This window comes from Microbacterium aurantiacum, from assembly GCF_021654035.1.
GTDB classification, from domain to species: Bacteria; Actinomycetota; Actinomycetes; order Actinomycetales; family Microbacteriaceae; genus Microbacterium; species Microbacterium aurantiacum.
This window is the reverse complement of the sequence record NZ_JAJPDW010000002.1, coordinates 212,887-228,440: the sequence shown is the minus strand read 5'-3', so window position 1 is coordinate 228,440 and position 15,554 is coordinate 212,887. Positions and strand designations below refer to the sequence as shown.

Sequence of the window (15,554 nt, the reverse complement as noted above, 5' to 3'; positions counted from 1 at the left end):
GGACGCGGCGTGGAATCAGCGGGCGTGACGACGCCGGCGGTGCAGCTCCTTCTCGAGCGACGCCCACTCCGCGTCGAGCACCTTCACGCGCTTCGCGACGTCGAGATCGGCATCCGCCAACGGGGTGCACAGCGCCGCGGCGAGGCGTCCCGCGACATACGGCGCCGCGAACGACGTGCCGCTCCAGACGGCGAAGCCGCCGGTGAAGTCGTCCGGGTCGATCGTCTCGCGGCGGAGTCCTCCGCGGTCGTCCCGCGTTCCCGCCTGCACGCCGCCGATGATCGGCGGCGCCGTCGAGACCACCCCTGCTCCCGGCGCGAAGGTGTGCACCCAGGCGCCGATGTTGCTGAACAGGGCCACCGTGTCGTTGGGGTTGAGTGCCCCGACCGACAGGTGCGGCGCAGCCTTCGACGGTTCGGCCACGTGGAAGTCCGACCCCGGCCAGTTCCACAGCGCCGCCGGGAAGGTCGGTCGATCGGTCGCCTCGTTCCCCGCCGAGCACACCACCGCACACCCGAGCGAGCGCGCCAGGGCGAGCAGGTCGCTCAGAGCCCGGTCGAAGAGCTCGTCCTCCGGGGTCTCGTGGTAGTACCCGACCGAGAGGCTCAGGACGTCGATCTTCTTCCCACCCTCATCCGCGGGCGTTGCCATCCACTTCACGAGCGACCGCACGGCGTAGACGAACGCGCCCTCGAGGAGCGTCCCCTGGCTGTCGGCGATGCGCACGGAGATGAGGTCGGCGTCGGGGCAGACCTGGCGGACGATACCGGCGATGAACGTCCCGTGCCCGGCCGCGAGGTCGAGCTCCCCGTCGTAGGCGCCCGATACGTCGCCGATGGTCTCGGGGTCGGTGGCCGGGTCGTCGATGCCGATGACGTGCCCGTCGACGACCGGGTTGCGCGTGACGATGTCGTCGGGCAGCCACGCGTGCGTGCCGCATCCGGTGTCGAGCACCGCCACGACCGGGCGTCGCCCCTTCTCGGACACACGGGTCCGACGCTCGGGCGCGGGCCCGATGTACTGCACCGGCTGACGCCCGCCGCTCCCCGGATCGGCGTAGCTGTCGGTGCCCGGCGCGTTCGTCTTCCCGTAGGGGTTGGTCTTTCCGTACGGGTTGGTCTTCCCGTAGGGATTCGTCTTGCCGTAGGGGTTGGTCTTCCCGTACGGGTCGATGCTCAGGATGTGGTCGAGGCCGACGCCGGGCACGAGGGTGCCGGTCCGGGCGCGTGCCCGCTGCAGCAGGCGCCACGCGTCGATCGGCGGCACCGGCTGGTCGTCCCGGTCGGGGCTCGGCTGCGGGAAGATGTCCACGCGATACAGGGTGGGGATGCCGAACCGCTCGCGGCCGCGTCGCGCCCGGTCCGCCGCCACGTCCACCTCGACCGGCGACCCGTCGAGATTGTGGAGCTTCACGCCCCAGCCGAAGTCCTGCGCGGCGGGACGCAGCACGTCCAGCACGTCGCCGAGCCGGTCGCCGACGTTCACGAGGAGGTGGTCGAGCGCGTAGTCGGTGGGGTAGGCGCGCACCCCCTTGACCGGCTCGCTGTTCGGGTCGAGCGAGGCACCTCGATCGCGCGCGGCGTCGTAGCGCGCCCGCCAGTTCGGGTAGCGCCCACCGTCGGGCGGGGAAATGTCGGACATCGGTGTCTCCTCAGATCGGGGCGAGGCGGATCAGGGCAGGTCAGGTCACGAAATTGAAGCGGCTCAGAGCTCGAACTGCGGGGTCTGGAACTCACGGATGCCGTCGCCCGTGCGGACGACGAGGATCAACCGCACGAGCCCCGGGGTGACGTCATCGAACGCGAACCGGCCGTGCTCGGCGGCATTCCGCGTCCACTCCTGGTCCCCGCGGACGAGGCGGATGGCGAGCGCATCGGCGTCTACCCAGCCGTCGACGCGGCGCGCCCCGTGCTCGGTGGCGCTGATGTGCAGCAGCACGCTGGTCTTGCCGTCGCTGAACTGCAGCGTGGCGGTGTCGCTCTCGCCCCGGACCGCCGCGAGGTCGGAGGCGGAAGTGAGTGTGAGCAGCGCGTACTCGCGCGACAGATCGTGCACCGCGACGGCGGCGACCATCCGGTCGATCAGGTCGGCGGGCACGGGGTCGACCGTCTCCCACACGTGCCGGAGGCGGGCGAACAGCGCCGCGTCGGCGGCGACGTCGTCGTTGTCCACGTCAGTTCCCTTCCCACCCGTCGCGGTCCAGCGACGAGCGGAGTTTGGTCAGGCACCGGCCGCGGGTGGGGCCGATGGATCCGATGGGCATCGCGAGGTCTTTCGCGATGCGTGCGTAGTCAGGGCGGTCGTCGAACGCGATGATGCGCAGCAGCCTGCGGCACCGTTCGTCGAGGGTCGCGAGAGCGCGCCACAGCCGCCGCGAACGGTCGGCGTCGACGGCGACGTCCTCGGCGGAGTCCGCCACGGGCAGCCGCTCCTCGAGCGCCGGCGCGTCGGTGGCGTCGGCTCGGCCGTGGGCCTTGCCGACCTTCCACGCCTCGCGTCGAGCGCACATGGCGAGCCACCCCGAGATCGCCTGCGGGTCCTGGATCGACGCGTGGGTGCGCACGAGCGTCAGCCACGTCGTCTGCACGACGTCCTGAGCGAGGGCGTGGTCGAGGCCGTAGGAGCGCACGATGTGCCACAGCGGCGGGGTCATGAGCCGGACGAGGTCGTCCATCGCCCGCGCGTCGCCGTCTCGCCACCGCACGAACAGCGCGGCGGCGCGTTGCCACCGAGCGGGTTCCGCAGGGTCGACGGAGGTCTCGGCGCCGGGTTGCGTCATGACGACCATTGTGTCCACACGACCACAGAGAGCGGAAGGCGCGGACTGATACATGACACCCCCGAGGATTTCCCGGCACCGCGCCGACCTAGACTTTCAGGCATGACCTCCGCGAAGCTCCTCTACGTGTGCGTGCGTCCGCAGGCGGATGCCGCGGCGGCGGAGTACGAGTCGTTCCGTAGCGCGATGCGCCTGCCGCCGGAGCACCTCGATCGCGTCGACCTCGTGCGCGAGCTGCTTCCCGACGATGTGGTCGACCGGTACGCGGGATTCGTCGTCGGCGGGAGCCCCTACAACGTCGCCGACCCGGAGGAGACGAAGACCGAGCAGCAGCGCGCCGTCGAGGCGGGCCTCGAGCACCTCGCGCAGGCCGCCGCCGATGCGCGTCTCGCCGGCATGTTCACGTGCTTCGGCATCGGGGTGGTCACGCGCCTCCTCGGGGGCGACGTCACCCGCGCCTACCCCGAGGGCACCGGTCCGGTCGCGGTCGAGGTGACCGATGCCGGCCGTCGCGACCCGCTCTTCGGCCCGCTCGCCTCCCGCTTCACCGCGCTCACCGCGCACAAGGAGGGGACGGGCGCTCCCCCGCCGGATGCCGTGCTCCTCGCTACCGGTGAGGCATGCCCGGTGCAGGCCTACCGGGTCGGGACGCACCTCTACGCGACGCAGTTCCACCCCGAACCGACTCCGGCCGACTTCGTCGAGCGGATGAAGGTGTACCGGAACGACGGCTACTTCGACGCCGACGCGTTCGACGCGACCGCGGACCGCGTGCTCGCGGCATCCGTCACCGAACCCCTGCGACTGCTCCACGCGTTCGCGAAGGCGTTCGGCGAGGCCTGACGCGGGCCTGACGCCGCGCACCGGCGGAGCCGATCAGGCGCCGGCGTTGCTCACCTGGGCGGCGCGGTCGATGACCGTTCCGACGAGCGGCACCGCGATCACGATGACCGCGACGACGATCGCGGCGATCCCGACGACGACGGACTGCGGTTCCGTCAGCAGCCGCCCGACGGCGAGCCACGACAGTCCCCACGACAGCGCCAGCCCCGGGGCGATGCGCCAGCGGCTCGCCCACGCGATCCCGACGCCGATGACGGCGACGACCGCCAGCACGGCCACCGCGACGATCTCGCCGGCGGCCTCCCACTCGGCCGGCGCGGTCACGGTCAGCCACGCGGTGGTGTTGGCGACGGTGGCCAGCGACACCCAGCCGAGGTGGAGCCCCGTCCCGCCGTCGATGAGCAGGGAGTCGAGCACGCCGCGACCCGGCTCGGTCACGGTGCGGCGGAAGGTCACGCACAGCGCCACGAGCAGCAGCACGATGCCGGCGACGGTGAGCGGCAGCGTCGTGAACTGCGCGAGCACCAGCCACAGGCCGTTCAGCACCGCCGTGATCGCAACGAGCCACCCGATCGCGCGCTGACGGTCACGCGTGCGCTGGGAGGGCAGGGCCTGCCAGATCGCGTAGGCGATGAGGAGGATGTAGATGACGCTCCAGATCGAGAACGCCGGCGTCGCCGGGGCGAGGAGCGAGGCATCCGCGTCGAGGGCGCCGTCCTGGAGGTCCTGCACCGGGGTGCCGCCGAAGGCGCCCGTTCCCACCGCCGCGGCGATCAGCATGAAGACGACCGCAGCGATCACGACGATCTGGCGGAGGAGGTCGCGAGGGGCGTTCATTCCCTGAGAGTACGAACGGATGCCGCCCCCGCACGCCCCTTGACAATGCGACGCCCGAAGGGATCAGACGTTGCCGGCGGCTCCGGGCGGGTCCAGCAGCAGGCCGATGCGGTCGGAGAGGTAGGTCTCGAGCGGCATCCATCCCCCGGCGGCACTCCACCGGATGCTAGGGATGCCGTCGCGCATCGCGAGCGGTCCCGACGCCCCTCCGGCCTCGACCGCGGCGAGGTCGATCGGGATGTAGTCGATGTGCAGCGTCGCGCCCTCAGCGAAGCCGCCCCGGAAAGCGGCGGCCTGGAGGGCGGCGCGCTCGCGCTGCGCCTCGGCGGTGAACCCGCGCCGCACTTCGGCGCGGGAGCGGAGGATGTCGCCGACCGCCGCGACCTCGCGGTCGCCGATGAGCAGCGTCCCGACGTGCCAGGCCTCCCCGCGCGGGACGATGCGCGGCGCCCTCCCCACACCGAGGAACCGCTTCGGGATGATCAGCTCCCCGAGGCCGTCCCGCGGGATCGGCGCCAGACGCTCGCGAGCGCGGTCGAAGAGCGCGTCGACGGAGACGGTCACAGGAGGTCGTCCTCGACCGGCGCGGTGGCGCGCCGCACCCGCTGGCCGCGTACCGCCATGCCGATGAGGGGGAAGAGGAGGACGGTGAGCATGCCGGCGCCGATGAACATCGCGGCCTGCCCCGAGGTGAGCACGCCCTCGTCGACGCCGATGCCCATCACAGCGACGATGATCGGAAGACCCGTCGCGCCGAAGAACCCGACGGCGACGCGCTCCCGCCGATCCGCCTCGGCCGGGGCCGCGAGCGAGGCGGGAAGTCCCCGCACGATCAGGAGCGCCAGCGCGATCGCCGGGACGCCGAGGAGCAGGATCGGCTGTTGGAGCAGAGCCTGCAGATCGAAGGTCACCCCGGTGTAGACGAAGAACACTGGGATCAGGAGGCCGAAGGCGACGGCCTCGACCTTGCTCTCCACCGCCTCGCGGGCCGGCTCCGCGGCATCCCGCATGATCAGCTGCCAGACGATGCCGGCGGTGAACGCGCCGAGCAGGATGTCGAGGTCGAGCACGATGCTGACGGCCACGAGCGCGGCGAGGATCAGGAAGATCACCCGGATCGCGAACTGGCCCGACGTGTGCAGCGTCGCGTCGACGAAGCGGTGCATCGCCCCGCGCGGGAGGCGGAAAGCCAGCCAGATGGCGAGGGCCGCGAGCAGGGCGAACACCGCGAGGACCACGGTGGACAGTCCCGGGTCGCGCCCCCCGAGGAAGATCGAGATGGCGATCAGCGGCCCGAACTCCCCCACCGCGCCGATGGCGCCGATCGACCGCCCGAACGGGGTGCGGAGGTCGCCGCTGTCGCGGAGGATCGGCAGCAGCGCCCCGAGCGCCGTCGACGACAGGGCGATGCCGATGACGATCGCCGCCTCGCCGGGGTCGAGCGTCCAGCCCAGGGCGACGCCGAGTCCGAGGCTCAGGAGCCACCCGAGGCCGGCGCGACGACCGATGCGCCCGCGGAAGGATCCGAACGCGATCTCGGTGCCCGCGACGAAGAAGAGCATCGCGAGGCCGAACTCCGCCAGCGCCGCGATGTAGGGGCCGGGAACGGCCCAGCCGAGCAGACTCGGTCCGATCAGGATGCCGAGCATGAGCTCGAACACGACGATGGGGATCCGCACCCACCGGCCGAGACCGCGAGCGATCAGCGGCGCGAGCACCGCGACCAGCGGGATCAGCAGCAGCGTCGGCTCGAGGTCGTCCACGCGTTCAGAGTAGCGACCGCGAGGTTGCCGTCACACCGTGTGCACGGGCCCGATGCCACCGCCGCGGATCTCGCGGTGGAGCCGCTCCATCCGCGCGTCGAGTTCCGCGGCGCTGTGCGCGGCATCCCGCAGGCTCTCGGAGAGCTCGGACGGGATCTGCGCGTCGTACTTGTAGTAGATCTTGTGCTCGAGGCTCGCCCAGAAGTCCATCGCGATGGTGCGGAACTGCACCTCCACCGGCACGTCGAGGCGTCCGGTGGAGAGGTAGACCGGCACCGAGACGATCGCATGGAGGCTCTTGTACCCGTTGGCCTTGGGCTGGGCGATGTAGTCCTTCACCTCGACGAGGTGCACGTCGTCCTGCGCGGTGAGCAGGTCGAACAGGCGGTAGGCGTCGGCGGTGAAGCTGCAGGTGATCCGGACGCCGGCGATGTCGGTGATCGCCCGGCGGATGGAGTCGAAGTCGGCCTCCACGCCCTTCCGCTGCACCTTCTCGACGAGGCTGTCGGGGCTCTTCACGCGCGAGGTCACGTGCTCGATCGGGTTGTAGTCGTGGAGGAGGAGGAACTCCTCGCGGAGGATCGCGATCTTCGTCTCGATCTCACGGAGCCCGAAGCGGTACCCCATGAGGAAGCGCTGCAGCTCGTCGCGCATCTCGCGGAGCTCCGCCGGAGAGATGGTGAGGGTCGTGTGGTCGGGGTCGAACGCGTTCACCGCGGGGCTCGCCATGCCTCCCACGCTACGGATGCCGGCTACGAACCCGCTGGGAGCGCCTCGCGCGCGGCCTCCGCAGCGCGGGCGGCGCGCGTGACGGCGGTGGTCAGCTCCGCGTGCTCGGCTTCGGCCTCTTCCGTCTCCGCGCGGGCGACCTCGGTCTGCGCCTCAACGTCGTCCAGGCTCCGCCGGAGCTCGTCGGCGCGCTCGCGGAGGTGCGCGAGTCGGGTGCGACGCCGCTCGAGGTCGGCCTCGGCCGCGGCGAGACGGCGCTCGGCGTCCGCCTGGGCGCGGTCTGCCTCGCGCGCGGCGCGCTCGGCGGCCTTCCGCGCCCGACGCTCGGCGAGATCGTCAGGAGGCGGCGGCGCCGGCGCGACTCCTGGGAGGGATCCCCCGACCGCATCGGCGAGGTCGGCGGGATCGAACCCGCCCGCCACCAGCGGGCGGACGAGGCGTCCCGTCATCACCGCCGTGGCGGCCGCGGCATCCATCACGGCGGCGTTGATCGTGGCGGCGATGTCGTCGCGCGCACTCGCGCTGACGGTCACCCCCGCGTCCTCCGCGAGCGTCACGGCTTCGCCGGCGAGGGCCTGGACGAGGCGGCGACGCTGACGGCCGAGTTCGGCGAGGGCGGCGGCATCCGCGTCGTCCTGCGCTTCGCGGAGCGCCGCCGACAGGGTGATCGCCTCGGCGAGACGTCCGTCGCGGACGGCGAGGGAGACCACCCACGCGGCGACGGTGGGCTTCCGGAGCTCCCGCACGCGGGCGGCATCCGCGCGTCCGAGGTGTGCCGCACGATCGTTGCGGGCGGCGGTGAAGCGCTCAGGTGGGAGGGCGTAGAGCTCGGCGGCGATGGCGTCGATGTCGGCCCCGGACGCGGCGTCACCGGAGTCGGTGTCGGCATCGCGGGTGCGGGGCATGGTCCCATTCTGCGCGGCGGCGCCGCGCCTGACCACCCCCGCCCGGTCACCCTCGCGGATGCCGGGCGGGGACGATGGTCAGTCCTGAAGGACCGCGGCGGCCTGCCGCGCGGCGCCCAGCGCGACGTACTCGCCCGGGTCGGGCACCTCGACGGGCACGCCGAGGACGAGGGGGGCGATGCGGCGGACGGCCTCGGACTGCGCCCCGCCGCCGACGAGCAGCGCCCGCTCGATCGGGACGCCGAGGGCGCGGAGGGCGTCCATTCCGGCCGACAGACCCGACAGCATCCCCTCGACCGCCGCGCGCGCGAGGTTCTCGCGCGTCGTGGAGGCCAGCGTCATCCCGGTGAGCGACGCGGTCGCGTCCGGGAGGTTAGGGGTGCGCTCGCCTTCGAAGTACGGCACGAGCGCGAGTCCGCCGGCGCCGGGCTCGGCGGCGAGCGCGAGGCGCGAGAGCTCGGCGTGGTCGACCGCGAGGAGGCCCGCGATCGCGTCGAGCACCCGCGCGGCATTGAGCGTCGCCACGAGCGGGAGGTAGCGGCCGGTGCAGTCGGCGAAGCCGGCGACCGTCCCGGAGGGATCGATCGTCCGTTCCTCGCTGACGGCGAAGACCGTGCCGCTCGTTCCGATCGACACCACGGCGTCGCCGGGGCGGGCGTTCAGGCCGAGGGCGGCGCCGGCGTTGTCTCCGGCTCCTCCGCCGACGCGTCGGCCGGCGGCATCCGTCACCCATTCGGTCGGTCCGAGCACGCGCGGCAGCTGCGCGTCCCGCCCGAGAGCCGCCACGAGCAGGTCGCGGTCGTACTCATCGCCGACGGATGCCGCGGGCCGGAAGTATCCTGTGCCCGAGGCGTCCGAGCGGTCGGTGACGAGCTCGGAGAGGTCGGGGCCGCGCGGCGACTCATCGACCGGACCGAAGCCGCGCAGGCGCCACGTCAGCCAGTCGTGCGGAAGCGCGACGGCGGCGACGCGGGCGGCATTGTCGGGCTCGGTGTCACGGAGCCACCGGAGCTTCGTGATCGTGAACGACGCGACCGGCACGAGGCCGGTGCGCTCGGCGAGCGCCTCGGCCCCGAACTCGGCGATCAGGTCGGTCGCGGCCTGCGCGGAGCGGGTGTCGTTCCAGATCAGCGCAGGGCGGATGACCCGCCCCTCGGCGTCGAGGACGACCATGCCGTGCTGCTGACCGCCGATCGCCCACGCGGCGATGTCGGCGTCACCGCCGGCATCCGCGATGGCCGCTTCCAGGGCGCGCCACCACGCGGCGGGGTCGACCTCGGTGCCGGGCGGGTGCGACGCGCGTCCTTCGCGCACGATCGCACCCGTCTCGGCATCCGTGATGACGACCTTGCATGACTGGGTCGACGAATCGACCCCCATCACGAGCGTCATGTCAGCCGCGTGCTCCCATGAGGTGCTCGGTCGCCAGCTGCTGCAGGCGGACGAACCCGAAGCCCTTGCCGCCGAGGTAGACCGACGGGTCGAAGTCCTCGTAGGCGGAGCGGTCGGCGAGGAAGTCGTCGTACGACTCGCCCTCGTTCAGGGTCGGGACCGACAGCTCGTCGACGCGGGCGGCGGCGAGCGCCTCCTGCACCTCGGGGTCGGCGCGGAAGGCCGCGGCGCGCTCCTTGAGCAGCAGGTAGGTGCGCATGTTGGCCGCGGCCGAGTCCCACACGCCGGTCTCGTCCTCGGTGCGCGAGGGCTTGTAGTCGAAGTGACGGGGGCCGTCGTAGGCGGGGACGCCGCCGGGGCCGCCGTTCTCGAGCAGGTCGACCAGCGAGAAGGCGTTGTGCAGGTCACCGTGACCGAACACGAGGTCCTGGTCGTACTTGATGCCGCGCTGGCCGTTGAGGTCGATGTGGAAGAGCTTGCCGTGGAACAGCGCCTGCGCGATGCCCGCGGTGAAGTTCAGTCCCGCCATCTGCTCGTGGCCTACCTCGGGGTTCAGGCCCACGAGTTCGGGGCGCTCGAGCGAGTCGATGAACGCGATCGCGTGGCCGAGGGTCGGCAGCAGGATGTCACCGCGGGGCTCGTTGGGCTTCGGCTCGATGGCGAAGCGGATGTCGTAGCCCTTGTCGGTGACGTAGTCGCCGAGGAGGTTGACGGCCTCGCGGTAGCGCTCGAGGGCCGCCCGGATGTCCTTCGCGGAGTCGTACTCGGCGCCCTCGCGGCCCCCCCACATGACGAAGGTCTTGGCGCCGAGCTCGGCACCGAGGTCGAGCTGACGGAAGACCTTGCGCAGCGCGAAGCGACGCACGCCGCGGTCGTTGGAGGTGAAGCCGCCGTCCTTGAAGACGGGGGCCGAGAAGAGGTTGGTGGTCACCATCGGCACGGTCATACCGGTGTCGGCGAGAGCGCCCTTCAGGCGATCGATCTGCGTCTGACGCTCGGCGTCGCTCGAGCCGAAGGCGAAGAGGTCGTCGTCGTGGAAGGTGAGTCCGTACGCGCCGAGCTCGGCGAGCTTCTCGACCGCGTGGACGACGTCGAGGGCGGGGCGGGTCGGCCCGCCGAACGGGTCGGCTCCGTTGTAGCCGACGGTCCACAGACCGAAGGTGAACTTGTCGGCGGGGGTCGGGACAGGGCCCGAAGCCTGGGTGGTCATGGCGCTCCTTCGCGGTAATTGTTGCGGTTAACAACGTATCTCACGATCGGCTTCGCGTCCATCCCTGTTCCCACGCGGGTTCGGGGCTCGGATACCGCCGGGGCTAGCATTCTTAGATGCCCGAGAAGACGCGCGTGACCCTCGCCGCGATCGCGGCCGAGGCGGGCGTCTCCCTCGCGACGGTGTCGAAGGTTCTCAACGGGCGCGCGGACGTCTCCGCCGCCACCCGCGAGCGCCTCGAGGAGCATCTGCGGCGGAACGGCTACACACGGCGCAACGCCAGCCAGCGCTCCGAGTACATCGAGCTCGTCTTCCATGAACTCGAGCCGAGCTGGTCGGTCGCTGTCATCGAGGGCGTCGAGGAAGTCGCGGATGCCGCGGGCCTGTCCGTGGTGCTCAGCGTCAGCGGTGACCGCCACTCGCCGGCATCCGACTGGATCGACGGTGTGCTCCGCCGGCGTCCGCTCGCCGTCGTGCTGGTCTTCAGCGACATCCCTCCGCGCTATCGCGAGAAGCTGCGTTCACGCGGAATCCCGTTCGTCATCCTCGACCCCGCAGGCGATCCGGCATCCGACGTCCCCGCGGTGGGATCGGCGAACTGGGCGGGCGGACTCGCCGCCACCCGGCACCTCATCGAGCTCGGGCACACCCGGATCGCCGCGATCACCGGACCCGAAGACATGATGTGCTCCCTCGCCCGCGTCGACGGCTACCGCTCGGCGATGAATGCCGCGGGGCTCGAGATCGACCCCGACCACATCCGCTTCGGCGACTTCCTCCCCGGCGAGGGCGAGCGCCACGGCGCCGAGCTGCTCGCCGGCCCGAATCCGCCGACGGCAATCTTCGCCGGCAGCGACCTTCAGGCGCTCGGGGTGATCGCTGCCGCCGCAGCGCGGGGTCTTTCCGTGCCCCGCGATCTTTCGGTCGTCGGCTACGACGACATCGCCCTCGCGAAGTGGATGAGCCCCCAGCTGACCACCGTGCACCAGCCCCTCCGCCGCATGGGCGAGGAGGCGGCACGCCTGGCCCTCCGCATCGCCGACGGTGAGCAGGCCGACACGATGCGCATGGACCTCGCCACGCACCTCATCGTGCGCGGCAGCACCGCCCCTCCGGCCTGACGGCCCGGCGGGAAACACGTCGGCGGTCGTCTGGACGCGGCACGGGTGCCGGTCGATCTCGTTCCGTCCGCCAGGGCCGAGCGAGCGAGAGGTCAGTTCTGGCGGATGATCGTCAACATCATCCTCGACGGCTCGGTGGCGCGCACGGCATGAGGCACCCGGGCGTCGAGGTGGATGAGACCGCCGGGCAGGAGCTCGACGGTCTCCTCCTTGGTCGAGAACTCCAGGCGACCGGCGAGTCCCTGCACGAGGATCGGGCCGGGCGCGGTGTGCTCGGCGAGCTCGGCGCCGGTATCGAGAGCGAAGACGATGACCCTCGCGCCGGTGCCTGCAACGGCAAGCTTCGAGGTGCGTCTGCCGGCCTCGATCTCCACCAGATCATTCACGTTCGCAATGACAGATAGTCCCATGGCACCCATCGTGCGGGTTCGGTGCCGCATCGACAACCGTCGCGATCTTTCGAAACTTGCGGGGCGTTTTCGTAACAGTTCCGTAACGGGGTGCCGTCGACGCCGCCTCGCGGATTAGTTTGCGAAGACCACAAACTACGCGAAGGAGCGTTCTGTGAATCGACATCGGGTTCGATGGGGCGTCGCCGCCACTCTCACCACCGCCGCCCTGATCGTCGCCCCCCTCGTACCCGCCGCCGCGGAGGACTCCGTCCTCTCGGCCGTGGACTTCGAGGACGGCACGATCGGGGAGTGGGTTGCGAGTGGAGGAGACGACTCCACCCTTTCCGTGATCGACCTCGACGGCAGCAAAGTGCTGCAGGTCGCCGATCGCAACGCCGACTTCGTCGGCATCCAAAGCCCCCTCGGCATCTTCGAGGCCGGCGCCACCTACGACCTGTCCGCCCGCGTGAAGCTCGCCCCCGAGACGCCGGCCACCTCGGCCCGCCTGGTGATGAAGCCCGCGTACGAGTGGATCGGCAACACCCCGGTCTCGGCCGACGCGTGGACGACCATCGAGGGCAGCTACACCGTGCCCGAGGGCGCCGACACGTCCGAGCTGCAGCTCTACATCGGCACGAGCGACATCACCGACGTCCCCGCCTACACCTACTACGTCGACGACCTCGAGATCGTCCACGTCGGTGGCGACACCGGCGGCGGCGATGACGGGGGCGGCGACGGCGGAACCCCGCCGAGCGACACCGCCCTGTCAAACGACTTCGAAGAGGGACTCGGCGGATGGGGCCCCCGCGACAGCGGCAGCGGCGCACCCGTCGTCACCCTCGTGGACGACCCGGTGTTCGCCGGCACCGGCGCGGCCGCCCTCACGGAGCGCACCTCGCAGGGCTCGGGCTTCGGACACGACATCGCGTCGCTTGAGGCCGAGACGACCTACGAAGTCTCGGCGCAGGTACGCTTCGGTGCGGGTCAGCCCGCGGCCCCGGTGTGGATGACGCTCGAGCGCACCTTCGAGGGCGCGACGACGTACGCCACGCTGGCGCAGTTCACCTCGGTGACGAACTCCGGCTGGACCGAGGTGCGGGCATCCTTCCCGCTCTCCGCGTTCGACAGCGGCCGGCTCTACTTCGAGACCGACTACAACGGCACGAACACCTCCGACCTGTACTTCGACGACATCGTCGTCTCGGTGCCGGAGCCGGCGGTCATCGAAGACATCACGCCGCTGATGGACACCCTCGACATGCCGGTGGGCGTCGCGATCGACCGTCGCGAGACCACGGGCGTGGCGTCCGAGCTGCTGCTCTGTCACTTCGATCAGGTCTCGGCCGAGAACCACATGAAGCCGGATGCCTGGTACGACGCCGAGGGCAACTTCCGCGCCAACCCCGAGGCGGACGCGATCATGCGCTTCGCGGCGGACAACGACCTGGACGTCTACGGCCACGTGCTCGTGTGGCACAGCCAGACCCCGGCGTTCTTCTTCCAGGCCGAGGACGGCTCGCCCCTCACCACCAGTGAGACCGACCGCCAGATCCTCCGCGACCGGATGCGCACGCACATCTTCAACATCGCCGAATACCTGGCTGACACGTACGGCGCCTACGGCGGGGGCAACCCCATCACGGCGTGGGACGTCGTCAACGAGGTCGTCTCGGACAGCTCGGAGTTCGAAGACGGTCTGCGCCGCAGCGAGTGGTACCGCATCCTGGGTGAAGAGTTCATCGACCTGTCGTTCCAGTACGCCGACGAGGCGTTCAACGAGGAGTTCGCCGCCCCCGGCAGCGACCGCCCGGTGACGCTGTTCATCAACGACTACAACACCGAGCAGTCGGGCAAGCAGACGCGCTACCTCGCTCTCATCGAGCGGATGCTGTCGCGCGGCGTGCCGATCGACGGTGTCGGCCACCAGTTCCACGTCAGCCTCGCGATGCCGGTCTCGGCGCTCGAGGGTGCGCTGGAGCGCTTCACGGGCCTGGGCCTCACCCAGGCGGTCACCGAGCTCGACGTCACCACCGGAACCCCGGTGAACGACGCGCTCCTGGTGGAGCAGGGCTACTACTACCGCGACGCGTTCCGCGTGTTCCGCGACTACACCGACGAGCTGTTCAGCGTCACCGTGTGGGGCCTCACCGACGGCCGCAGCTGGCGCTCGGGCAACGGCGCACCGCTGCTGTTCGACGACCGCTACCTCGGCAAGCCCGCCTACTACGGCGCGGTGGACGAGGAGCTCCCCGCCCGTCAGCGGAGCGCCTTCGTCTTCGGCGGCTCGGTGCCGCTGACCGACGACGCGGCATCCGCTCTGGAGTGGTCGCTGCTGCCGCTGCTGCCGGTGGAGTCGATCGCGCAGTTCCAGATGCGCTGGGAGCCCGACGAGGCGACCGTGCTGGTGAAGGTCGACGACACCACGGTGCAGGATGCCGACGGCATCGACCTGCAGCTCGGCGACACGGTGTACTCCGTCGCACGATCGGGCGAAGGCGACCGCGAGGCCGTCGTCACCGAGCGCGAGGGCGGCTACGACGTCGTCACCACCGTACCGCTCGAGGGTGCACAGGAGGGCGACACGCTCGCCTTCGACGTGCGGGTGCGTGACGGCGAGGCGACGCAGGGCTGGAACACCACGGGCCAGACCGGCATCATGACGCTGGTCGAGCCGGTGTCGTACCTGGCGATCCCCGAAGCCGCCGAGACTCCGGTCATCGACGGCGAGATCGAGGCCGGATGGGATGCCGCACCGTCGGTCTCCACCGACCGCCAGGTCTCGGGCACGGGCGGGGCGACCGCCGAGGTGCGCACGCTCTGGCAGGGCAACAACCTGTTCGTCCTCGCCGAGGTCACCGACCCGATCGTGGACGTCACGGGCTCGGACCCGTGGATCCAGGACTCGGTGGAGTTCTACCTCGACGCCGGCAACGTCAAGAACGGTTCCTACCGCTACGACGACATGCAGGTGCGCATCAACGCCGACAACACGCTGTCGTTCGGCACGGGAGACGAGCCGTTCCAGCGCGCACGCGTGGAGTCGACAGCGGTCCGGGTCGACGGCGGGTACGTCATCGAAGCGCGTCTGAGCCTGCTGGATTCCGGCGGCGAGGGCACGTTCCACGGCCTGGACTTCCAGGTCAACGACGCCTCCGAGGGCGCACGCACCGGCATCCGCAACTGGGCCGACCCGACGGGAGCGGGCTACCAGTCCACCGCCCGCTGGGGCGTGGCGCAGCTCGTGGCCGCCGACAGCGTCGACCCGACGGATCCCACGGACCCGACGGATCCGACCGACCCGGTCGACCCGGTCGACCCGGTCGACCCGACGGACCCGACCGACCCGGGCACGCCCGGCACCCCCGGTGGCTCGGATGACGGCCCGGCGGTCACCTCCCCGGGCTCCGGCTCCGGCTCCGGCTCGCACCTCGCCACCACCGGCGTGGAGCTGCCCTGGGCCCTGGCCCTGCTGGCCGCCCTGTCGCTCCTCACCGTCGGCGGCATCGCCGTCCGGCGCGGGACGACGCTCCGGCGGATGACCAGCTGACCCGGTCATCGGGCCCGGCGAGACACGTGCTCG

At 71.2% G+C, this 15,554-nt stretch carries 14 protein-coding genes; 3 read left to right on the top strand and 11 right to left on the bottom strand.

All coding sequences use genetic code 11. The features are described 5' to 3' along the window. Positions 1 to 15: 15 nt before the first annotated feature. From LTL01_RS06565 to LTL01_RS06555, 3 genes are all read right to left on the bottom strand, one after another. Positions 16 to 1,641, bottom strand: a complete 1,626-nt coding sequence (locus LTL01_RS06565; protein ID WP_236967901.1) for a S8 family peptidase — start codon at positions 1,639 to 1,641, stop codon at positions 16 to 18. Positions 1,642 to 1,704: 63 nt separating this feature from the next. Further along, positions 1,705 to 2,172, bottom strand: a complete 468-nt coding sequence (locus tag LTL01_RS06560) for a hypothetical protein (protein ID WP_236967900.1) — start codon at positions 2,170 to 2,172, stop codon at positions 1,705 to 1,707. A 1-nt stretch (position 2,173) separates the two neighbouring features. After that, positions 2,174 to 2,779 carry an RNA polymerase sigma factor gene (locus LTL01_RS06555; RefSeq protein WP_236967899.1) on the bottom strand — a complete coding sequence of 202 codons (606 nt, stop codon included), beginning with the start codon at positions 2,777 to 2,779 and terminating at the stop codon, positions 2,174 to 2,176. Positions 2,780 to 2,881: 102 nt separating this feature from the next. On the opposite strand from LTL01_RS06555, the gene LTL01_RS06550 reads away from it, so the two are divergent. After that, on the top strand, positions 2,882 to 3,622 hold the full coding sequence (locus tag LTL01_RS06550) for a type 1 glutamine amidotransferase family protein (RefSeq protein WP_236967898.1): 741 nt from the start codon (positions 2,882 to 2,884) through the stop codon (positions 3,620 to 3,622). 33 nt (positions 3,623 to 3,655) lie between these two features. Here LTL01_RS06550 and LTL01_RS06545 read toward each other — a convergent pair whose 3' ends face one another. From LTL01_RS06545 to xylA, 7 genes are all read right to left on the bottom strand, one after another. Further along, the gene (locus tag LTL01_RS06545) at positions 3,656 to 4,459 is read right to left on the bottom strand and encodes a TspO-related membrane protein (RefSeq protein WP_236967897.1); all 804 of its coding nucleotides are present in this window, start codon (positions 4,457 to 4,459) and stop codon (positions 3,656 to 3,658) included. A 63-nt stretch (positions 4,460 to 4,522) separates the two neighbouring features. Then, positions 4,523 to 5,023: a glutaminase gene (locus LTL01_RS06540; protein WP_236967896.1), complete on the bottom strand. Its 501-nt coding sequence runs from the start codon at positions 5,021 to 5,023 to the stop codon at positions 4,523 to 4,525. Beyond that, positions 5,020 to 6,222 carry a cation:proton antiporter gene (locus LTL01_RS06535; protein WP_236967895.1) on the bottom strand — a complete coding sequence of 401 codons (1,203 nt, stop codon included), beginning with the start codon at positions 6,220 to 6,222 and terminating at the stop codon, positions 5,020 to 5,022. The genes LTL01_RS06540 and LTL01_RS06535 overlap by 4 nt, the downstream gene beginning before the upstream one ends. A 30-nt stretch (positions 6,223 to 6,252) precedes the next feature. Then, a complete protein-coding gene (locus LTL01_RS06530; protein WP_236967894.1) occupies positions 6,253 to 6,951 on the bottom strand; it encodes a GTP pyrophosphokinase in 699 nt (232 codons plus the stop codon). Between the two features lie 23 nt (positions 6,952 to 6,974). Beyond that, the gene (locus LTL01_RS06525; protein ID WP_236967893.1) at positions 6,975 to 7,856 is read right to left on the bottom strand and encodes a transposase; all 882 of its coding nucleotides are present in this window, start codon (positions 7,854 to 7,856) and stop codon (positions 6,975 to 6,977) included. A 78-nt stretch (positions 7,857 to 7,934) separates the two neighbouring features. After that, positions 7,935 to 9,248: a xylulokinase gene (xylB, locus tag LTL01_RS06520; RefSeq protein WP_236967892.1), complete on the bottom strand. Its 1,314-nt coding sequence runs from the start codon at positions 9,246 to 9,248 to the stop codon at positions 7,935 to 7,937. 1 nt (position 9,249) lies between these two features. Continuing rightward, a complete protein-coding gene (gene xylA, locus LTL01_RS06515) occupies positions 9,250 to 10,458 on the bottom strand; it encodes a xylose isomerase (RefSeq protein ID WP_236967891.1) in 1,209 nt (402 codons plus the stop codon). Between the two features lie 116 nt (positions 10,459 to 10,574). On the opposite strand from xylA, the gene LTL01_RS06510 reads away from it, so the two are divergent. Then, on the top strand, positions 10,575 to 11,579 hold the full coding sequence (locus LTL01_RS06510) for a LacI family DNA-binding transcriptional regulator (protein WP_236967890.1): 1,005 nt from the start codon (positions 10,575 to 10,577) through the stop codon (positions 11,577 to 11,579). Between the two features lie 92 nt (positions 11,580 to 11,671). On the opposite strand, the gene LTL01_RS06505 is transcribed toward LTL01_RS06510, so the two are convergent. Beyond that, positions 11,672 to 11,965 carry a cupin domain-containing protein gene (locus tag LTL01_RS06505; protein WP_236967889.1) on the bottom strand — a complete coding sequence of 98 codons (294 nt, stop codon included), beginning with the start codon at positions 11,963 to 11,965 and terminating at the stop codon, positions 11,672 to 11,674. Positions 11,966 to 12,143: 178 nt separating this feature from the next. Between LTL01_RS06505 and LTL01_RS06500 the strand changes: the two genes are divergently transcribed. Further along, the gene (locus tag LTL01_RS06500; protein WP_236967888.1) at positions 12,144 to 15,521 is read left to right on the top strand and encodes an endo-1,4-beta-xylanase; all 3,378 of its coding nucleotides are present in this window, start codon (positions 12,144 to 12,146) and stop codon (positions 15,519 to 15,521) included. The last annotated feature ends 33 nt before the right edge of the window (positions 15,522 to 15,554 follow it).